This is a genomic window from Candidatus Pristimantibacillus lignocellulolyticus (assembly GCA_023639215.1).
Lineage (GTDB): Bacteria > Bacillota > Bacilli > Paenibacillales > Paenibacillaceae > Pristimantibacillus > Pristimantibacillus lignocellulolyticus.
The window spans coordinates 3,588,073-3,609,975 of the sequence record CP097899.1 but is presented as its reverse complement, the minus strand read 5'-3'; the positions used below and the strand labels follow the sequence as shown (position 1 = coordinate 3,609,975).

16 protein-coding genes are annotated in these 21,903 nt (G+C 39.8%); all 16 read right to left on the bottom strand.

The window, feature by feature from the left end; genetic code table 11:
• Position 1 precedes the first annotated feature (1 nt).
• Positions 2–1,243, bottom strand: coding sequence for a cell division protein FtsA (ftsA, locus tag NAG76_15245; protein URN93186.1), 1,242 nt, complete (start codon positions 1,241–1,243; stop codon positions 2–4).
• A 289-nt stretch (positions 1,244–1,532) separates the two neighbouring features.
• Complete coding sequence (locus NAG76_15240) at positions 1,533–2,285, bottom strand: FtsQ-type POTRA domain-containing protein (GenBank protein URN93185.1); 753 nt, start codon at positions 2,283–2,285, stop codon at positions 1,533–1,535.
• Positions 2,286–2,356: 71 nt separating this feature from the next.
• Entirely contained in the window at positions 2,357–3,640 is a 1,284-nt protein-coding gene (gene murA, locus NAG76_15235; GenBank protein ID URN93184.1) for a UDP-N-acetylglucosamine 1-carboxyvinyltransferase, read from the bottom strand.
• A 15-nt stretch (positions 3,641–3,655) separates the two neighbouring features.
• Positions 3,656–4,561: a UDP-N-acetylmuramate dehydrogenase gene (gene murB / locus NAG76_15230; protein URN93183.1), complete on the bottom strand. Its 906-nt coding sequence runs from the start codon at positions 4,559–4,561 to the stop codon at positions 3,656–3,658.
• A 155-nt stretch (positions 4,562–4,716) separates the two neighbouring features.
• Positions 4,717–5,832 (bottom strand): undecaprenyldiphospho-muramoylpentapeptide beta-N-acetylglucosaminyltransferase, encoded by a 1,116-nt coding sequence (murG, locus tag NAG76_15225; protein URN93182.1) that lies wholly within the window; start codon positions 5,830–5,832, stop codon positions 4,717–4,719.
• A 5-nt stretch (positions 5,833–5,837) separates the two neighbouring features.
• Positions 5,838–6,935, bottom strand: a complete 1,098-nt coding sequence (gene spoVE, locus NAG76_15220; GenBank protein ID URN93181.1) for a stage V sporulation protein E — start codon at positions 6,933–6,935, stop codon at positions 5,838–5,840.
• 44 nt (positions 6,936–6,979) lie between these two features.
• Positions 6,980–8,431, bottom strand: coding sequence for a UDP-N-acetylmuramoyl-L-alanine--D-glutamate ligase (gene murD / locus NAG76_15215; GenBank protein URN93180.1), 1,452 nt, complete (start codon positions 8,429–8,431; stop codon positions 6,980–6,982).
• 606 nt (positions 8,432–9,037) lie between these two features.
• Positions 9,038–9,994 (bottom strand): phospho-N-acetylmuramoyl-pentapeptide-transferase, encoded by a 957-nt coding sequence (gene mraY / locus NAG76_15210; protein URN93179.1) that lies wholly within the window; start codon positions 9,992–9,994, stop codon positions 9,038–9,040.
• A gap of 4 nt (positions 9,995–9,998) precedes the next feature.
• Positions 9,999–11,399, bottom strand: coding sequence for a UDP-N-acetylmuramoyl-tripeptide--D-alanyl-D-alanine ligase (locus NAG76_15205; GenBank protein URN93178.1), 1,401 nt, complete (start codon positions 11,397–11,399; stop codon positions 9,999–10,001).
• A 580-nt stretch (positions 11,400–11,979) separates the two neighbouring features.
• The gene (locus NAG76_15200; GenBank protein URN93177.1) at positions 11,980–13,917 is read right to left on the bottom strand and encodes a stage V sporulation protein D; all 1,938 of its coding nucleotides are present in this window, start codon (positions 13,915–13,917) and stop codon (positions 11,980–11,982) included.
• 405 nt (positions 13,918–14,322) lie between these two features.
• Positions 14,323–16,605, bottom strand: a complete 2,283-nt coding sequence (locus NAG76_15195; protein ID URN93176.1) for a penicillin-binding protein — start codon at positions 16,603–16,605, stop codon at positions 14,323–14,325.
• A 12-nt stretch (positions 16,606–16,617) separates the two neighbouring features.
• The gene (gene ftsL / locus NAG76_15190) at positions 16,618–17,019 is read right to left on the bottom strand and encodes a cell division protein FtsL (GenBank protein URN93175.1); all 402 of its coding nucleotides are present in this window, start codon (positions 17,017–17,019) and stop codon (positions 16,618–16,620) included.
• 12 nt (positions 17,020–17,031) lie between these two features.
• On the bottom strand, positions 17,032–17,982 hold the full coding sequence (gene rsmH, locus NAG76_15185; protein ID URN93174.1) for a 16S rRNA (cytosine(1402)-N(4))-methyltransferase RsmH: 951 nt from the start codon (positions 17,980–17,982) through the stop codon (positions 17,032–17,034).
• Positions 17,983–18,010: 28 nt separating this feature from the next.
• Positions 18,011–18,448 (bottom strand): division/cell wall cluster transcriptional repressor MraZ, encoded by a 438-nt coding sequence (gene mraZ / locus NAG76_15180; GenBank protein ID URN93173.1) that lies wholly within the window; start codon positions 18,446–18,448, stop codon positions 18,011–18,013.
• A gap of 132 nt (positions 18,449–18,580) precedes the next feature.
• Positions 18,581–19,837 carry an adenosylhomocysteinase gene (locus NAG76_15175; GenBank protein URN93172.1) on the bottom strand — a complete coding sequence of 419 codons (1,257 nt, stop codon included), beginning with the start codon at positions 19,835–19,837 and terminating at the stop codon, positions 18,581–18,583.
• A 417-nt stretch (positions 19,838–20,254) separates the two neighbouring features.
• Entirely contained in the window at positions 20,255–21,898 is a 1,644-nt protein-coding gene (gene bshC / locus NAG76_15170; GenBank protein URN93171.1) for a bacillithiol biosynthesis cysteine-adding enzyme BshC, read from the bottom strand.
• Positions 21,899–21,903: the final 5 nt, after the last annotated feature.

Below are 21,903 nucleotides of genomic sequence, written 5' to 3'. Positions count from 1 at the left end.
GTCAAATAAATTCCTGAAACATATTTTTAATGCGTTCTAACATTCGGGGTTTTGACGAAGCTGGAGAATTTCCTTTACGACTAACAGCCTTCTTCGTAGTGCTAGCTCCTCGTACACCCATGTACTTTGATACGTATTGTATCATTCCTACCCCGCTGCTATAAGAAGGATCTTTTACTCCAATATAATCTGGTGAAGCTATTCTTACATTGCTTTCAAGTTCCGCTTGTGCTAATGCAAGTGTACCCGGAAGAGACACTGATCCTCCTGTTAATACATATCCATCAACTTTATCACCATAACCAAGTGCGTGAACTTCCTGCTTAATTAGCTGGAATATTTCTTGCATACGTGGTTCGATAATGCTAGCCAAATCTCTTTGTGAAAATTCTTTTTCTATATTACTACCCATACGTGGAACTTTGAACTTTACTTCGTCAGCTGCATCATCTGCAACAGCACAACCAAATTTTAATTTTAATTTTTCTGCATGATCCGTTTGCGAACGCAATCCATAAGCGATGTCGTTAGTAACAAACTGACCACCAATTGGCAATGAAGAGATCGCACATATACCACCATCTTCATAGACAGCAATCGTTGTAGATCCACCACCGATATCAACGAGTACAGTACCTGCTGATTTTTCATCTTTAGACAATGTCATTACACCTGATGCGAGCGTTAACAGGATAACCCCGTTAATTTTCAGACCAGCTTTGTCAACACATCTAACTAGATTATGTACAGAAGATTTGGCACCAGTAATAACTGTAGCTTCTACCTCTAAGCGAACACCTATCATTCCTCGAGGATCAGAAATTCCTTCTAGTCCATCTACTACATACTGCTTAGGTACAAGATTAATTATTTCACGATCTGGAGGTAAAGTTACTACCTTTGCAGCTTGAAGAACGCGATCGATATCTTCCTCACCGATTTCACGATCTTCGTTAGAAACTGCAACTACTCCATGATTCGTTTGTACTCCAATATGACTACCTTGGATACCAACATATACCTCTGAAATTTCAATATCCACCATACGTTCAGCATGTTCAATCGCATTTTTAATAGACTGAACCGTTTGATCAATATCTACAATAGCACCTTTACGAATGCCTTCAGAGTCTGCTGTACCAACACCAATGATATTAATGGTTCCATCATTTACTTCGCCAATTATTGCTCGAACTTTGGATGTACCGATGTCCAAACTGACAATTATGTCACCGTTGCTCATTGCGCGGCACCTCCGTTTCAATAAATATTTATAGTTGTAATGAATGAGTTTAGTTATTCGTTATTGCACTAATAGGAAAATAGTCTACATAACATTCTATTCAACACTATTTGCATTTTCCCTCTTTTTTCAACAATTTTTTCAGAGATTCATCTAAAAAAAACGAAAAGTTCATGAAAATATGAATTAGAAGTCTAGTTTAACTAGACATAATAGTTACGATAAACTCATAAAAATAAATAGACAACTAAAATTTTACCATTCTTTACTCTTGTTGAGTAGAGTCTTTTTACTCAGTTTCCGTATTTTCCATTTCTTCTCTATTGAATGGTTCATATGTATCTGCAAGTAATAGGGTTAGCTTCCCTGGTGCTTGTGTTTCAATAACGCCATTCATCGCTTCTACCTTCTCACGTATTAAGCTAACAGCTGTAGTAACCTCAAATTTTGTGCGTGTATATATTAGAATTCGATCCGGAAAAGCAACAGATGGAATCGGTGCGATTTCAGATATATCAGCGAGCAACGTTGAATCAATGGAAGCGAGTTGCTTCATTAATTCATTTTTATAAGGATCATCTTTGCTCCATCCGGTTAATATAGGCTTGTCCATTATTTGTATACGATCATTAGTTGTTTTAATACTCGCCCCACTAGCTAGTAAAGCAATAAGTTCGCCACTATTATCAAATTCAAACGCAACGACACTATATTCTGTAACAGCAATTTTGATTATGCCTGGAAAATGCTTAGTAACTACCGCTTTATTAATCGTGTTTAACGTTGTTACTTTATTTTCAATTTCTTCTGCAGAACTGAAAACGAAAGAATCCCCTACTTTTAGACCTGCAGCACTCATTACTTCTGCACCATTTACAAATTGGGTACCAGTAATCTGCACCTCAGTGATTTTACTTAATGTAGAATTAAAAAAAATAATAGAAAAAATAGCAAGAAATAAAATAACAATAATTGCAATTATTTTTTTATTTCCCTTTTTTTTCGGCTCCGGCTCTTTAAGCACTGGCATTTGAGATTGCATAAACTCGTCCACTCCTTAACACAACGCGGCCTCCTCATCGATGATGAGGAAGCCGATTATCATTCCAACGATTACTGCGCATATGTTTCGTTTTTGGATAATGCCGTTAATCTCGTAATTCTAGCACCTAATAAAGTTAACATATCCTCAATTCGATCATAACCACGATCAATATGGTGAATTCGCTCTACGATCGTTCTCCCTTGTGCTGCAAGACCAGCAATAACAAGTGCTGCACCCGCTCGAAGATCTGTCGCTTCAACCGTCGCACCATAAAGCCGGGGCACCCCTCGAATATACGCTGTATTCATATCTACGCGAATATCAGCGCCCATACGAGCCAGTTCATCTACATGCTTTAATCTGCCTTCAAAGATATTTTCTTTCACTACACTGACACCATCTGAGAGTGCAAGCATAACCATCATCTGTGATTGCAAATCAGTAGGGAAAGCAGGGTAAGGTGCCGTAACAATCTTCTCTACCGCTTTGCTTCTGACTCTACTGTCAACTTTTATTATATCACCGTCAACATGGATTTGAATACCTGCACGACGCATGACATGAATTAAAGAAGTTAGATGACTTGGTTGCGTTTTGTGTAATGTAATTAGTCCACGAGTTGCCGCTGCTGCAATCATTAAAGTTCCTGTAACAATTCGATCTGGAATGATACGATGCTCACATGAATGTAACCGCTGCACACCATCGATTGTTATCGTATCTGTACCTGCACCAAGCACTTTAGCACCCATTGCATTAAGGAAATGTTGCAAATCTTGAATCTCTGGCTCTCTTGCAGCATTTGTAATCGTTGTTCGACCATCCGCTAGTACCGCTGCCATCATAATATTCTCAGTAGCACCTACACTCGGGAAATTCAGATGTACATCTGCACCCGTTAGTTTCTGTGCACTACAAATAATAGAATTACCTGTTTCCTCAATTTGCGCTCCTAGTGCTTTTAAGCCATCTAGATGAATATCAATCTTACGTTCGCCAATCGCACAGCCGCCTGGTTGATAAACTTGAGTCTTACTGTACTTTGCAAGTAGTGGGCCCATGAGAAAAATTGATGATCGCATTTGCTTCATCAACGATTCTGGTACATGTGAAGCAGATGCCTGCTCCGTGTCAATGATAATCGTACTTCCCTTATGCTCAACTCGACATCCTAATTCTCGCAAAATATGAATCATCACTTCAATGTCAAGTAAATGAGGAACATTTTCGAGCACGGTCGTTCCTTCAGCCAGCAGACTGGCAGCCATAATCGGCAGCACTGCATTTTTCGCGCCTTGGATTACAACAGTTCCTGACAGAGGTTTGCCGCCCTCAATCACCAATCTGTCCAATGTATCACCTCCGAGTTACCGCTCGCCCATTACCAATACTTCCGGTATCAATTCAATACCATAGCGTTCTTTCACAACACTTTGAATATGGGTAATTAAAGCGAAAACGTCTTTAGCTGTCGCCTGTCCTGTGTTGATAATAAAATTGGCGTGAAGCTCTGATACTTGTGCTCCTCCACATTGGAACCCTTTCAGTCCTGCTTCCTCAATCAATCTTGCTGAAAAATCACCCGGTGGGTTACGGAAGACACTCCCACAGGTTGCGCTCTTCAGCGGTTGAGTTTGCAATCTACGTTCCCTATGCGTTGCCATTTCTGCAGCAATCACTTGCCTGTCACCAGCTTCTAATTCAAAGCTAGCCTCAACGACAAATCCGCTCATTTCCTGCAAAACAGAATGACGATATGAGAATTTCATATCATCGCTTTTATACGTTACCAATTCACCATTAGACAGAACAATTTCGGCTGACTTAAAAATACGTGACACATCAGACCCATGCGCACCTGCATTCATGTAGACAGCACCGCCTACAGTCCCTGGAATACCGCCTGCAAATTCCAAGCCTGTTAGGCTTTGTTTGCTTGCCATAACAGCAAGCTTAATAAATGAATAAGCTGCTCCTGCAATGACAGTATTGCCTTCGAAGCGCACATAATCTAAGCCATCAGTTGGCTTAATCACAACACCACGAATCCCTTTATCACTTACTAGCATATTGGATCCACGCCCGATACTCGTCCACGGAATACTATGCTTACCAAGTAGCTTGATTAGTGATATAAGTTGCTCCTTGCCTCGTGGAAGGATCATTAGATCAGCCGTACCGCCAATCTTCCATGTTGTATGCTTCGACAGTGGTTCGTTGAAGAGATATTCCCCAATTTCTAACTCCTCAAGTTCCTCTATAAATAAATTCAATTGTATATCCTCCTTCCAAAAATGGCAGTTGCCATCGTTGTGGGTATGCCCCACCTGAACATGTGATCAACTCCTAGACTTTCTGGTCACGAATTATAAAGTATCTTATGCCTCATCACTTCGTTGTGTGACAATCGCCTAGAGTTCACGTTCAGTTATCGTTTCATTATTCTCGCTATCGCTAAAGCAATTCTGCTTGCTGAATCAGGTACTGCTAAAAATTGTGATGCTGCAGACATTTTGGCAAGCTTATGATCATCCAACAATAAAGTGCTTAATTTTTCCAATAAATGTTTACCTGTAAGTTCAGCTTCCAGAATAATCTCTGCAGCACCAACAGACTCCAAACTGCGCGCATTTGCTTCTTGATGATTATTCGTTACGTTTGGAGAAGGAATTAGAATAGACGGTTTTCCTAGCGCGTTAATCTCCGCTAGCGACGATGCTCCAGAACGACTAATTACGATAGAAGCATCACTCAACACTTCCGCCATATTATTAATATATGGAAGTAATATGATCTGCCCGCTTCGATAAGCAGATGTATCTTTCAATGCTTGCAACGTATCATCATAATAAATTTCACCTGTCGCGAATACAATACGGTACTGCGAAAGTTTTTCTAATTGTTCATGCTCACCGGCTAATGCTATAACCGCTTGATTAAGCGCCTTCGCCCCGCGACTACCACCAACAATAAGTGCGTAACGTTGGTTAGAATCAAGTTCTAATGATGTTCTTCCACGACCTGGTATAGCCTCGATCACTTGAGACGCACAGGGATTACCGGTAAAACTCACTTGCTTCGCTTTTGCAAAGTAAGCTAATGAATCTTCGAAACTTACACCAACATGAGATACAAAGGATGTCAAAAATTTATTCGTCAAACCAGGAATTGCATTTTGTTCATGAATAAAAGTGGGTATGCCTAAACGGGCTGCCGCATACACGACAGGCCCGCATACATAACCACCCGTACCGATAACGACGTCTGGTTTAAATTGTTTAATTAATTGTTTCGAACGATTGACACCACGTAAAAAACGAATAACTGTCCGAACATTATCATAAGACAGTTTACGTTTAAATCCTGTAATCTCAATACTTTCAAAAGGGACGTCAGCTCTTCTCACAATTTTGCTTTCCATCCCACGCTCCGTGCCAATATATAGTAACTCAGTAGAGGGGTCTTGCTGTTGCATATACTTCCCAATCGCTAAAGCGGGATATATATGCCCTCCAGTGCCTCCACCTGTTAATAAAATTTTCATCTCTTTCACCTCGAGTATCGAGAAATATTCAACAAGATGCCTAATCCTGTCAGTAGTAATGTTAAGGAAGAGCCTCCATAGCTTACTAATGGAAGAGTTATCCCTGTTACTGGCATCATACCAATGACAACACCGATGTTAATAAGCACCTGTACACCAATAATGCTTGTGATACCGATCGCAAGTAAGCTTCCAAACGTATCCGGAGCTGAGATTGCAGTACGGACACCACGCCATATGACGACTAGAAATAATAGAATTAATGTGAACCCGCCGATGAAACCAAGTTCTTCAGCTAATATAGAGAAAATAAAATCTGTTTGCGGCTCTGGTAAGTAACTAAATTTTTGTCTACTCATGCCTAATCCAAGTCCAACTAGACCTCCAGGACCAATGGCAAATAACGATTGAATAATCTGATATCCACCGCCAAGTGGGTCTGACCACGGATCTAGAAAACTAGTAATCCGTTTCAAGCGATAAGGTGCAGCAATAATCAGTCCAACGAAACCGATAACACCGAGTAATGCTAAACCGCCAAGATGACGCATCTGAGCACCAGCAGTATAGATGAGAATCATTGAAGCTCCAACCATAACTGCTCCAGTTCCTAAATCGGGTTGTAACATTATTAAGCCAAATGCCAGAAATACAAGACCTAAAGGCGGTAATAAACCTTTCGTGAATTGAGTAATTTTTTGTTGTTCTGTGGACAACCATTTTGCAAGAAATAAGATCATCCCAAGTTTCATAAATTCAGATGGTTGAATACCGAATGAACTAATGCCTAGCCAACTACGCGCACCACCACGCACAACACCTACTCCTGGAATTAATACAAGGATAAGTAGGCCGAAGCAGATAATAAGTAGCATAGGAGCCCATTTCTTCCAGACAGAGTAATTCACATTCATCATGAAAAACATAGATAATAAACCTAATCCTGCAAATATCGATTGTCGCTTCAAAAAGTAGAACTTATCACCAAATTCATGAAAAGCTAATACAGCACTCGCACTATATACCATCATTAGTCCAATAAATAATATAAGAAGGATGGAAATTAATAGCCATATATCTGGAGCAGAACGTGACTTAACCATGCTATACACACCTCTATAAAATGAAGTAGGGACAACCCCCCTACTTACAAGGTATGCACCGATTTCTTAAACATGCTTCCTCTTTGTTCATACGAAGAAAACATATCCCAGCTTGCGCATGCAGGTGATAATAATACAATATCTCCTGATTCCGCTAGCTCACTAGCAAGCTTAACAGCTTCATCTAGTGTTTCTTCGGCACTAGCTTTAGGTTCGACGATCTTGATCTGATCTAAACCTGCTAGTTTAGCAATATGTTCAAGTTTATGACGAGTTTCACCAACTGCAATGATACCTTTCACACGGTCTGTGAAAATAGGTAGTAATTCCATATAATCAGATCCGCGATCTAATCCTCCAGCAATAAGTACCAACGGTGCTGATAAAGATCGAATTGTCATGGTTGTCGCTGTCGAATTCGTCGCTTTGGAATCATTGTAATAAGATACACCTTCATTCGTTCTCACAAACTCTAAGCGATGCTCTACGCCTCTAAAATTCACTAAAGGCTCTACAAGTTTCCCAGGTTCAGCGCCAGCTACTAGACATGCTGCAATCGCTGCAATTGCGTTTGCGGCATTATGACGCCCAGGAATACCAAGACTACTTAGCGGCATAAGTACATGTTGCTCTGAATCATTATTCATCCGATATACGATAGATCTTACAGAAGCTTCCTCTGCCGCATTCGGCAACGGATCTCCTGGAGTAATCGGTACAAATGGTGGATCAATGTAAACACCTTGCTCTAATTTTTCAAAAAGCGAGAATGGAAACAGTTGACCTTTGCAATGTGGCATCAATTGACGAGTAATCTCATCATCCCAATTCAAGATAGCAATATCATCATCTGTTTGGTTGCTTAATATTTTCGCTTTTGAAGCTACATAATCCTGCATATTACCGTGATAATCTAAATGAGTTTCAGCTAAATTCAATATTAGTGCTATTTTTGGAGCAAATGTAATTGTGCCTTTTAATTGAAAACTACTTAATTCAGCAACAATCCAGTTTTCACTCGACACTTCACTAGCAATCTCACATAGTGGCAAACCGATATTACCACCAACTACCGGATTTAGTTCGGCTGATGTTAATAACTCTCCAATTAAAGTGGTTGTCGTCGTCTTGCCATTAGATCCTGTAATGCCAATAATTGGAGCTTTACTTATCCAATATGCAATCTCAACTTCAGTAACAACTTCTACACTATTAGTTTGTGCATCAATAATAGGTGATGCATGATAAGGAATACCAGGATTTTTTATTAATAATGCAGTCGTCTTATCTACTAGATTTTCAGGATGATACCCACATATTACTTCGATGCCTAGTTTTTCTAATTGTGCTGCTTCAGGTGATTCTTCACGAGGCTTACGATCGTTAACTGTAACATTCGCCCCTAGCTGATGAAATAGTTTGGCTACACTAACACCACTTCTTGCTAGACCTAGTACTATTACTTTTTCATTTTTATACTGCGATGGATGCTTCATATAGAATACCTCTCTTTTTTTCTTGGAATACATATTTTATGTAGCTCAAGTCCAATTCAAATCAACGTCTAATCTTTTGACTATCTACTTATAGATGTAACGGTCCCCGCCCAGCGAGAACCGTTACATTGATCATTATATCTTATATTCAGAAAAGTCATATTCGCCGCCGACTATGCTACAGCGCGTTACATCGTGATCACAAGTGGCTGTTTTGAATTTCATCTGAGCTTATAATACAGGTTCAATACAGTCGCCTGTCAGCAACAAGAAGATGACCCACAGCGAAAATGAGTAGCACAGCGTACGTTTTGTGTACGTGAGCACACGCAGGCTTTCGATGGGGGGCATATTCGCCGCCGACTATGCTACAGCGCGTTACATCGTGATCACAAGTGGCTGTTTTGAATTTCATCTGAGCTTATAATAAAGGTTCAATACAGTCGCCTGTCAGCACCAAGAAGATGACCCACAGCGAAAATGAGTAGCACAGCGTACGTTTTGTGTACGTGAGCACACGCAGGCTTTCGATGGGGGGCATATTCGCCGCCGACTATGCTACAGCGCGTTACATCGTGATCACAAGTGGCTGTTTTGAATTTCATCTTATAGAACAAGCAATAAACCTATAATAGCGAGCACTAACCCGACCGTCCAGAATACAGCATCCACTTTCCATTCAGACCAACCAGAAAGCTCAAAATGATGATGAATTGGACTCATACGGAATACGCGTTTTTTTCGAATTTTGAAGGATGTTACTTGAATTATAACAGATAACATTTCCAAGACGAATACTCCACCAATGATAACTAAAAGCAATTCTGTTTTCGTTATAATGGCTACTGCCGCAATACCACCACCGATACCGAGAGATCCCATGTCACCCATGAAAACTTTAGCAGGATGTGCATTGTATACAAGAAAACCTAATACAGCTCCAACCATTGCAGACGAGAAGATTGCAGCATCATATGAATCGGCTAACAGTGCAACGATAGTGAATGCACCAAATGCTATTGCGCTAGTTCCAGCCAATAGACCATCAATACCATCTGTAAAGTTAACAGCGTTGCTTGCTCCAAACAAAATAATGATGACAAAAGGATAATAGAACCATCCAAGATCAAACCCAATTTGTGTTCCAGGTATAAGAAGTTCTGTACTATGACCCATATTGTAAAGTTGTGCACAAACGATAATCGAGAATAACAGTTGTCCCGCGAGCTTTTGCTTTGCCGTTAGACCAAGTGAACGCTTAAATACAATTTTAATATAGTCATCAAGAAATCCTACGATACCAAAACCAAGCGACGCCGTTAACAGCACCCAAAATTCACTAGAAATCTCAGCAAACTTTACGAATGAAATTAACAGTGCAAGCATGATAATAACTCCACCCATGGTTGGAGTACCACTCTTTTTCAAATGTGACTGTGGACCGTCTGTCCGTATTTGCTGTCCGAATTTTAATCGTTTCAGTAACGGTATGAACAATGGTCCGAATAAAACTGCTAGTATGAATGAAACACCTAAAGATAATAGAATGACCATCATGTCCATACACTCACCCCTTTTCTAAAGCTTCGACAACCTGCTCCATCTTCATACTTCTTGAGCCTTTAACAAGAACAAGGTCATCAGGTGAAATATGAGGCAATAGCCAATCGATCAGCTCTTCCTTTGTTGTAAAATATTTTAGTAGTTCTTCTGAGAAATGATCTTTCGCACCTTCAACGATATGAGCAGCGAGATTACCATACGTAATGACGGCATCTACTTTATCACTTGTCGCATATTGACCCATATCAACATGCATAGCGATTTCATCGGGACCAAGCTCTAGCATATCACTAAGTACTAACCATTTCTTACGGAAGCCAGTTAAGCTTCCAAGTAAATCAATGGCAGCTCGAGTTGCCGTTGGATTGGCGTTATATGCATCATTAAGTACAGTAGCTCCATTATATGCTTTTGTAGGAGCAATACGCATACCTGTTAATTGCAATCGATTAAAGCCTTCCTGAATAAGATTAGCAGCTACTCCGAACAAACGAGCGACTGCAATGGCTGCCAAAGCATTACTTACATTATGACGACCTGGCGTTGTAATATGTTGCTGTCCGATGTTGCAAGACTCGCCCATATATAACACGTCAAAGCGACTACCAAATGGATCTAGCTCAATGTTAGCCGCTGACCAATCGTTACTCGCTTCCAATCCAAAACGCTTTTTCTCCAATGAAGATAAATTATGCAGTTTATTCATTTCTTCTTCGATCAATGGTTCATCACCGTTGTAGATGAATACACCTTCATCACCAAGCCCATTTACAATTTCAAGTTTAGCCTGAGCGATTCCATTGCGGCTACCAAGTTGCAACATATGGGCATCGCCGATGTTTGTAATAATGGCAACATCAGGTTGGGCAATTTGAGTTAATAGTTCAATTTCACCAAAGCCACTCATACCTAGTTCAACAACTACAATATCTGTATCCTCTTCTAATGCCAAAATAGTTAATGGAAGTCCGATATGATTATTGAAATTCCCTTGTGTTTTACTTACCTTGTACACTGTAGATAATAATGCTGCTGTCATATCCTTCGTCGTTGTCTTACCATTACTTCCTGTAATTGCGACTACTCTTGTAAACAATTCACTTCGATAACTCATTGCAAGCTTTTGCAGGGCTGCTAATGGATCACGAACAAGCAAGAAAGGAATATGTGGCAAATCTTCAGGAACAGGCACACCTTTTTTCCAAAGTGCCGCTGTTGCGCCCTTTTCTACAGCATGATAAATATGTTGATGACCATCGGAGTGTTCCCCTACTAGCGGAACGAACAATTGTCCACCTACAGTTCGCGAGTCCGTCATAACACCTTGCACGACTAACTCTGTATTATCACTCTTTAGAATAGCACCGCTCATCTCTGCGAGCTGCGCAACTGTTCTAGTAATCAATGTCATTATCTCCTTCTTGAAAAAACTATGTATCAAACTCTAGTTCTTTCCAAATATTTATACCCGTCAACTATACTACATCTGAATAGCTTGACAATTCAATAGCTATTTTTAACAATTATGTTAGGCCCGTTCGAAACATACCAAATATTAAGTAATAATTGGCGAAAGAAAGCGTCCTTTCAAGACACCATGTGAAATTTCTAATGAATACAAGCACTCTGAAACGCTACCCAGCAACGTGTACGGTTCAAGTACACGAGCGGAAAATTCTTTACCACTATGCTTCATATGAAATTTCTATAATTTCATATGAAGTCATCAACTGAGTATCCAACCCTCAGAGTACTATGAAACAATACCCAGTAATGTGTACGGTTCAAGTACACGAGCAGAAGATTCTTTAGCCCGAGGCTTATAATAAAAATTCAAAATCGTTGGCTGTCAGCACCAAGAAGATGCCATGAAGCTAGGGAAGCGAAGCGCGCAGCGTACGTACTTGGTACGTGAGCACTGGAGTGACCGATGAATGGCAGCTTCGCCGTCGACTAAGCTACCACGCGATACATCGTGATCACAGTCAATGATTATGAATATCCTCTTCATCTCCTAGGTAGATCCGTATCGTCGACCCCCGATCTACACGCTCTCCAGCTGCAGGCGCTTGCTTAATTACGACCTTACCTGTTCCTGCACTAGTGAGCATGAAATTCATGTTCATATCTTCATATATTTCAGATACACTTTTCCCAATTAGATTAGGTACCTCAACGATTGGTGTTTCACCGTATTTATATAAACGATCGATTTGATTTGTACGTTTCGGAACTTCTAATATTTGCAGAGCATCCTCCATAATGTTACGTACAATTGGTGCTGCAACAACACCACCGAATTGTATACCTTCTGGATTATCTACAGCAACGTAGATAACGATCTGAGGATCATCTGCAGGAGCTACTCCAATAAATGATACAATATGTTCCGTCGTCGAGTACCTGCCGTCAATAACCTTCTGAGCGGTTCCTGTCTTCCCTCCCACACGGTAACCATCTATAAATGCATTTCTACCTGTGCCTTTCGCTACAACACTTTCTAGCGCCTCACGAACTTGCTTAGAAGTTTCTCCTGAAATGACTTGTCTCACTACAGTCGGTTCATTCGATTGAACAGTTTCCCCAGTATCTCGATTTATCCAGGCTTTGGCGACGTATGGCTTGTAAAGCGTGCCGCCGTTGACGGCGGCTGATACGGCAGTAATTTGTTGGATTGGAGTAACAGATACACCTTGACCAAATGCCGTTGTTGCTAATTCTACCGGACCTACTTGACTTAATTTGAATAAAATCCCGTTCTCTTCGCCACCAATATCAATACCTGTTTTAGTGCCGAATCCGAAGTTTCTAATATATTCAAAAAGTTTATCTTTGCCTAGACGATTACCTAGCTCTACAAAACCTGGGTTGCAAGAATTTTCAACTACTTGTAAAAAAGTTTGACTACCGTGCCCACCCTTTTTCCAACAACGCAGTCTTGCTCCGCCAATCTCTACGGCGCCTCCATCATAAAAGCTATCCGTCTTTAAATTAACTTTATTCTCTTCAAGTGCAGCGGCTAACGTAATAATTTTGAAAGTTGATCCCGGCTCATAAGTCATCCAAATTGGAAGATTACGATTGTAAACCGAAGCATCTACCTCCTGATAGTTACTTGGACTGTAACTAGGCCGACTAGCCATTGCTAATATCTCACCTGTATTTGGGTTCATTGCTATCGCCATTACAGCATCAGCATTCAACCCAGTCATCGCTTGATCCAATTCACGTTCCATCACGGTCTGGATTTGCTGATCAATAGTAAGTTGAAGTGTTAGTCCTTCTTGTGGTTTTACATACGTATCAGATGAGTTAGGCATTTGTCTTCCTGCTGCATCAGATAGAAATGAAACCATACCTTGTGTACCAGTCAATCGCTCGTTATAAGTAAGTTCAATTCCCGTTAAGCCTTGATTATCTATACCAGTAAACCCAAGAATATGCGCAGCAAGTTCATCATAAGGATAATATCGCTTATTATCTTCTGCAACCACAATTCCAGGCAAACTCAAACCTCGAATTGTGGTTGCAAGTTCGGTTGTCATTTTGCGACCACCTGGTTTTAAACTGACAATCATCTTAGTTTTGGAAACTTCTTTTAATACTTCTTCTACCGTCATATTGAGTAATGGAGCTAATGTCTGTGCTGTTTTCTCTTTCTCTTTCACTTGTACTGGAATCGCCCATACGGTCGGCGTACTTACGTTATATGCCAACCGCACGCCATTACGATCCCATATTTCTCCACGATTTGCGACATAAGGTATATTACGACGCCAAGAATTTTCCGCTTTCTCTGATAACTCCGCGCCTTCAATTAGCTGTACATAACTTAAACGTACGATTAAGCCAATAAAAGCGATAATTGCAAACATGAGAATGGTGAACAGTCTTCTTCTAACCGTCACATTAGAAACTTTCATACTCTATCCCCCTAAAACTTTTCATGTACTACTTCAAAATGATTTTCGAAGTAAATTACATCATAAGTTTGAATTACGAACACACGTATTAAAAAACGTTATTACGTTCTCTACATGTTATTCATAATACGGACAAGATAGAACCTGTACCATCCGTTCTCATTATTGCAACTGCCGCTTACAGCCTGACAATATGTTATTGCTTAGTAGGCGCTCCAAACTGCACATCGTAACGAAGGATGACAATTCACTAACAGAAAACCGATCAAGTAGTTGTCCTCGTATTTATACTACTAAACTATTACTTAAATCTGAGGACAACGATGTTTGATCGGCAATTTGAAATCGTAGCGCCACACTTGCGCAAGTAATCTGAACTAGATCATTCATTTTTCAGGAAGCGGCTTATTCCTCAGATGATGGTTGCTCTACTTCACTATCATCTGATGCTTCTTGATCATCCGTAGCAACTTCATCACTATCTTCTTCATCGACCTGATCTAACGTTCCATCAACGTAATATTCCGATTCCTTCACGGGAGACAGCTTAACGTTCAATACTTTCGCTTTTCCATCCTCGACGAGTTTTTGAGAGTATACATATCCCGTACCTTCTATTTTCAGTTGTACACCGAGTAAGGCAGCAATTTCTACAGCATCACGAAGCGATACACCTGTCAGATCAGGCACGTTCAAATTCTCTTTTTGCTCAGTTACTAGGTAGACAGTTTGTGTAGGATGAACTAATGAACCTGCTGTAGGAATCTGTTGCTCTACAATCGAGCCATCACCTATAAATTCATATGGAAGGCCTGCATTTTTAAGTTTTTCTTTGGCAAGTCCACCCTTCATCCCTGTAACATCAGGTGTAGATACCATTATTTCTGTCGGCATATTATTTTCTTCTACTTCACTATTTTCATAGTTAGGAGCAATATCAAGCTTTCTTAAGCTTTTCAACATAATTTCTTGGAATACTGGCGCAGCTACTTTACTACCTCCAGCATGTTTATCATTAGGCTCATCTACTATTACTAAAACAATTAATTGTGGATCATCCACTGGTGCATATCCGATAAAGGAAACGACATACTTATCAGTCGAGTAGTCTTTACCAACAACCTTTTGCGCGGTACCTGTCTTACCTGCTACTCTATAACCTTCAATATAAGCATTTCTTCCTGTACCATTAATACGATCGGATACAACTTGCTCTAAATACTCATTTGCAAGTTTAGAAGATTCTTCAGAAATAACTCTACGTACAACGGTTGGTGATGTTATAGTCGTTGTTTGAGTAGTAGGATCAGTTATACTTTTCACAATAAATGGTTTCATTAATTCTCCGCCGTTAGCGACGGCTGCAACTGCTGCAACTTGTTGAATTGGAGTTACTACAACACCGCCTTGTCCAAAGGCAGCAGCAGCAATCTCACGATTATACTTGAATCGTATCGTACCTACTGCTTCATTCGGAATTTCAATTCCTGTTTTCTGTGCAAAGCCAAAATTAGTGTAATACTCCCTCAACTTCTCGCCACCAAGACGTTCAAACCCTAATTTAACAAAGGCAACGTTACTAGAATATTTCAGGCCATCAAGAAATGAAATCATACCCCATCCATATTTATTATGATCACTAATCGGTTTTGGATCTCCAGGCACATAGATCGTACCTGATTGGTATAACTCATCTGGGTCAAAGACGCCTTCTTCTATTGCTGAAGCTAATGTAACAATTTTGAAAGTCGAACCAGGCTCATACAATGAACCAACAGCATGATTGTACATATTACTATAATCACTATCACCGTAGTTATTCGGATCGAAATCTGGCATATTAGCCATCGCTAATATTTCCATCGTATTAGGATCTGCAACAATAGCAGTCGCACTCTTCGGACTATACTGTTTTACAACATTGCGAAGCGCTTCTTCCGCAAAATTTTGAATTTCGCTATCTATGGTTAATTGAATTTTCTGTCCATCTTTTGGAGCAACATATTCTACATCACTACCAGCAATCTGAACTTTATTACCATCCTTTTGGTAAGAAATATAACCATCAGAACCAGTTAATTTGTCGTTGAACGTCGATTCTACACCCATCTTATTTTCACCATCTACACTAATATAACCTAGTAATTGAGATGCTATTTTATTTTGAGGATAGAGTCGCTCATAGGTTTCCACGATATAAATGCCTGAATCTACTGTTTTCTTTTCTATCGATAATTTCTTCTTTAACTCATCAGAAAATTCTTTTAATTTATCGGCCACTTCTTTTTCGATCTGCCAGCCGCCTTTACGTAATTCACGATTTGAGTAATAAGTTCCATCTTCTCGCTTTGCATTCACATTAGCACTTGCCGTTTCTTCTGACATACCAAGAATGGAAACTAATGCTTCAATCACTTCATCATTAATTTCAGCACCATGAATCAATTTAGGATTAATAGACACGTTATATGCTATGGCATCCATCGCAAGTACATTGCCTTCACGGTCTGTAATGGTACCGCGTTTGGATTTGAAAGTTTCAGAAGTAGACCAACGTTTTTCTGCTAATTGCAGCCACATCGACCCTTCGACTACTTGTACTTTATAAATATGAAAAATTAGAAAGAGAAAAAGGAGGGTAATTACCCCTCCAAGTAGTAGTGTACGTAATTTAATTCGTTTTATCATATCTATCACTTCCTATTCAAGCTTTGCCGTTGCCCCTGAGGAGCTCGACTTCTTGACAACAATCCCAGCATCTAAGCTACTTACCATTCCTAATGATTCAGCGAATTCACGAATTCGCTTAGGATCACTTAGCGTTTGAACTTCACGGTGTAATTGCTCAACTTCAATTGTCATTGCTTGTATTTCATTATTAACTTGCTTAATTTGCATATTCGTACCGTAGATATTAGCATACCTAAATATGATAATTCCCGAGATGATAACAGCTAATAGTACAGCTGCAAGATATAATACTTTTTCCCCTGCTGGTATTGGTTTTTTACGAACGACTTTTTTCTTCGTTTCGCGTATGATGTACTCTTCTTGTTCTTTACGCTTAGGTTTCATTGCTAAATTACCATATTGATATGCCAAGATTAATCCCCCCTACAGCTTTTCTGCTATTCTTAATTTGGCTGATCTTGATCGTGAGTTTTGTTCAATCTCTAACTCACTTGGCAAGATTGGCTTACGTGTAATTAATTTCAATGTACCTTTCGTCCCACAAACACACATTGGGAAATCAGGTGGACAAGTACATTTTTCTACGTATTTAACAAAAGTTTGTTTACAAATACGATCTTCTAACGAATGGAATGTTATGACGGAAATTCTTCCTTCGGGAGCTGTACAACGCACTGCCGCCTCAAGAGCTTCTTCCTCAGAACCAAGCTCATCGTTCACAGCTATTCTGAGCGCTTGGAATGAACGTTTTGCAGGATGCCCTCCTGTACGTCTTGTAGCTGCAGGAATCGCATTTTTAACAATCTCTGCTAATTGTTCTGTTGTTTCAATCGCATTGACCTGGCGGATTTTCACAATGGAACGAGCGATGTTGCGCGCAAACTTCTCTTCTCCATATCGATCAAGAATACGAGCAATTTCTCTTTCATCCCACTCGTTCACAATATGATAAGCCGTCAATTCCTCATCACGATCCATACGCATATCTAATGGTGCGTCCTGATTATAGCTGAATCCGCGTTCCGCTTCATCAAGCTGAGGACTAGATACACCCAAATCGAAAAGAATACCATCAACTTGTGGAACACCGTCCAACATAGGTACATTACAATGCTTTAACTCCTGTTCAAGATAGCGAAAATTACTGCGAACAAGCGTAACTTTATCCATATAAGGGGCAAGCTTAACCTTTGCATTCTCGAGTGCCCAGTCGTCCTGGTCGAAAGCGATAAGACGTCCCTGATCCCCTAATGATGCGGCAATTAACTGACTATGTCCCGCTCCACCAAGCGTACAGTCGACATATATTCCATTAGGCTTAATATTAAGCCCTTTGACTGCTTCCTCCAATAAAACTGTTGTATGCAAAAACACGTTAAATCCCCCAATTCATGTTGTCCTATTAGAAATTAAAATCAAAGTCTACAAGTTTTTCAGCAATCTCATTAAACGTTTGCTCTGATTCTTCATAATAGCCTTCCCAAGATGACTTACTCCATACCTCTACCCGATTAGAAACACCTAATACCATGCAATCTTTTTCGAGCTTTGCATATTCCCTTAGATGTTGTGGTAGATTGATACGACCCTGCTTATCCAGATCACATTCTATTGCGCCAGAGAAGAAGAATCTTGTAAAGGCACGTGCATCTGCTTTCATTAATGGTAAAGTTTTTAATTTTTGCTCTAATACTTCCCACTCACTTGCAGGATATATGAACAAGCAATTATCTAAGCCTCGTGTTGCTACAAAGGTTGATCCGAGTTGATCACGAAATTTGGCTGGGATTATAATACGACCTTTGTCGTCAATGCTATGTTGATATTCTCCCATAAACATAATTTCGCTCCACCCTCTCCCCTTTTTACTCCACTTCGCTCCACTTTCCACCACTAAGTAAGACTATTTCGCCACAAAAAAGAAAAATCCTGCTTTTATAAGCAGGATTCTCTAATTATTTTATTTTAATTTTTATTCCCAGCTATCAAGATAAGCCACTTGAGCTTGCGTTAAAGAGTCAATCCCCATACCAAGTGCTTCTAATTTCAAATTAGCAACTTGTTGATCAATTTCATAAGGAACGTTAACCACTTGCTTACCAATTGCTTTATATTGATCATTTACATATTTCAAGCTTAGTGCTTGAAGTGCAAAAGTCATATCCATAATTTCTGCTGGATGACCATCACCAGCAGCTAAGTTAACTAGACGACCTTCTGCAAGTAGATAGAATTTACGACCGTCTTCAAGTTTGTACTCCTCGATGTTACGACGAACCGTACGTTTACTCACGCTCATTGCTTCTAGGTCTACTTTGTTTACTTCTACATCAAAGTGTCCAGCATTTGAAAGAATTGCTCCATCCTTCATCACTTCATAATGCTCTTTACGAATAACATCACGGTTACCTGTAACAGTAACGAATAAATCACCAATTTTAGCTGCTTCCTCCATTGGCATAACTTTGAAACCATCCATGTAAGCTTCAACAGCTTTAATCGGATCAATTTCTGTTACAATGACGCTAGCACCAAGACCTTTAGCACGCATGGCAACACCTTTACCACACCAACCATAACCAGCAACAACTACTGTTTTACCAGCAATAACTAAGTTAGTTGTTCCATTAATACCATCAAAAACAGATTGACCAGTACCATAGCGGTTATCGAACAAGTACTTGCAGTATGCATCATTTACAGCAACCATTGGGAAAGTAAGAGTTCCTTCTTTTTCCAATGCTTTCAAACGAATAATACCTGTTGTCGTTTCTTCAGCTCCGCCACGTACATTAACAGCATGTTGTTTGCTTTCTGTATGCAATAATGTTACTAGATCTCCACCGTCATCAATGATTAGATCCGGATTGTTTTCCAAAGCTTTCATATTAAGCATTTTAAATTCTTCTGGGGATGGATTATATTTACCGAAAACTTTAATACCATCTTCTACTAACGCTGCACAAATATCATCTTGGGTTGATAGTGGATTACTTCCAGTAATTGTAACCTCAGCTCCACCCGCTTGAACGACTTTTGCTAAGTATGCTGTCTTTGCTTCTAGATGCAAAGAGATTGAAACTTTCAACCCTTTGAATGGTTGTTCTTTCTCAAATTGAGCGCGAACTTCATTCAGAACAGGCATATGACTGCTCGCCCAATCAATTTTTAGATGACCTTGAGGGGCAAGTGAAATGTCTGTAATAATACTTTTGTCTAAAACGTTCATATTCATCCTCCAGTAATTATCCATATTTAATGTGAACCAACAACTTATTATATGTCGTACAAGATAACTTGTCTGTACACTAGCAACTAAATTATTTCTGAAAGAAACATTTCTCGGAAGATCATGCTTGTCTTCCGAGAAACGCCATATACTTTAGTAGGCATTCAACACCTACTATGCTTCGGTATTATACTCATCGTTATCAAAGTCTGCTTTTTGAACTTACTCTTACAATAAAGGTTCAAAAAGCGGGCTTTCAGAGCCAAGAAGATGAGGCGCTACTTGTGGTAGGAGGAAACGCAAATGTACGTTATTGGTACATGCGTACCGGACTTCCCAAGTTCGCTTCATATTCGATGTCGAATAAGCCTCGTAAGCATACTCATCGTTATCAAAGTCTGCTTTTTGAACTTACTCTTACAAGTATACTATCTCATGTCCACCGGTTCTACAGTAAGTTACCGCAAAGATAGCATCCAACCATGCTTTGTCATATCGATTCCAATATGAAATCATTGAAAGTACTCGTTCCTGTGGTTTACCACCAGGTTTCAACGAGAGCTCAATTCGATCTAATTGACGAATAGCAGCTTCAAACTGTTTCTGCTGTGCATCTACCGTTTTTGCTTCCATATAAGACATTTGTTCAATAATTTTGTTCATGTTCGTATCACCAAGCTTAGATAACCCACTTTGGATCGAACCAGCAAGTTCGATTAGAGGAGCATACATTGCTGTAAATTGTTCACGCACATGCTTGAATTGATCAGCAACATGTAATTCATCTTGATCATGTAGCCATTGTTGCTTACGCTCTTGGAAATGATCCATTACATCAGCGAAAGATAATTCGTATTTCGCCATATTTTTAGCAATAATACCTTCTACTAACGTATAAGACATACGAGGAACAATGATTGGCATCTCCATACCTAGTACTTCAAAGGCTTGTTTCGTTAATCCCCAATATGAAATTTCGCCTGGACCAAGTACAGTTGCCAGTACAGGGAATAGATAATCTTGCATTAAAGGACGTGTTAATACATTGTTACTGAAACTTTGAGGTTTGTTCTGCAACAAGTCTTCTAGCTGTTGCATCGACCAATGATACTGTTTTTTGCGATCACGGAATTCACCATTCTCTTTATATAACAAGACCCGATCATCGTGACTTTCCTCAACAAACAGGAATAGGTTAGCACTATTCGCTGTTACATCCGCCTGTAATGAATATCCTAAATCACGCACAGCCTGTGCTGTTTGAAGATACGCATGTTCTAATTCATCATTGTGTTTTAACAATCGTGCAAACATGTTACGTTCAATCTCTCTAACCTTAGGATCATCGGAATCAATAAGTACTAAGCCATACTTAGCGAATAGTGCGCTCAACATATTACCAAAGAAATCAGATAATGAGGTTGATTTCTCTCCCATTGCTACTAGCTCTTGAATGAGCTGCTCTTTGAACTCAGATCCAGGTAACTGCTGAGACAATTCTTCTAAAGTTTCTTGCCATTGTTCCGTACTAATAGTGGTGCGACTTACAGAAGTTCTTAATGAAGCATCTCTATTAATAGATAATTTTTTCAATTGCTGTTCTGATGAGATCAAATACGTATGATTCACTTCATCCCAATCATGATCTTCACCAGCAATCCAAAATACAGGAACTACCTTCTCTTTTAACTGCTCACTTGCTGATAGTGCTGCTTGTATAACAGATACTGCCTTATGAACAACAAGTAATGGCCCTGTCCAAATACCTGCTTGTTGACCTCCAATTACAACTTTTGCCCCTTGTGCGATATGAGTAATATTAGCAATCGTTTCTTCGCCTGCAGACAAACGTTCATTGTATGCTTTAAGTACACTGGCTAACGACTCACTTTCCACGCGTGTATGTTGCAATTGTGTTAATCTTGATGAGCGCTTAGCCCAATCCTCTTGATTACCAGCATAGTAGCCGTACAGCGTTTCGACAACTTGCTGCTTACCTTCTATATAATCTGCTGATAATGCTTGAGCAATCGGCAATTCATATTTATGTAGATCGACCACTGTCT

Coding starts and splice junctions, on each gene's coding strand:
- ftsA (URN93186.1), bottom strand. CDS start 1,243: ATGAGCAACGGTGACATAATTGTCAGTTTGGACATCGGTACATCCAAA.
- NAG76_15240 (URN93185.1), bottom strand. CDS start 2,285: ATGCAATCTCAAATGCCAGTGCTTAAAGAGCCGGAGCCGAAAAAAAAG.
- murG (URN93182.1), bottom strand. CDS start 5,832: ATGAAAATTTTATTAACAGGTGGAGGCACTGGAGGGCATATATATCCC.
- spoVE (URN93181.1), bottom strand. CDS start 6,935: ATGGTTAAGTCACGTTCTGCTCCAGATATATGGCTATTAATTTCCATC.
- murD (URN93180.1), bottom strand. CDS start 8,431: ATGAAGCATCCATCGCAGTATAAAAATGAAAAAGTAATAGTACTAGGT.
- mraY (URN93179.1), bottom strand. CDS start 9,994: ATGGACATGATGGTCATTCTATTATCTTTAGGTGTTTCATTCATACTA.
- NAG76_15200 (URN93177.1), bottom strand. CDS start 13,917: ATGAAAGTTTCTAATGTGACGGTTAGAAGAAGACTGTTCACCATTCTC.
- NAG76_15195 (URN93176.1), bottom strand. CDS start 16,605: ATGATAAAACGAATTAAATTACGTACACTACTACTTGGAGGGGTAATT.
- mraZ (URN93173.1), bottom strand. CDS start 18,448: ATGTTTATGGGAGAATATCAACATAGCATTGACGACAAAGGTCGTATT.
- NAG76_15175 (URN93172.1), bottom strand. CDS start 19,837: ATGAACGTTTTAGACAAAAGTATTATTACAGACATTTCACTTGCCCCT.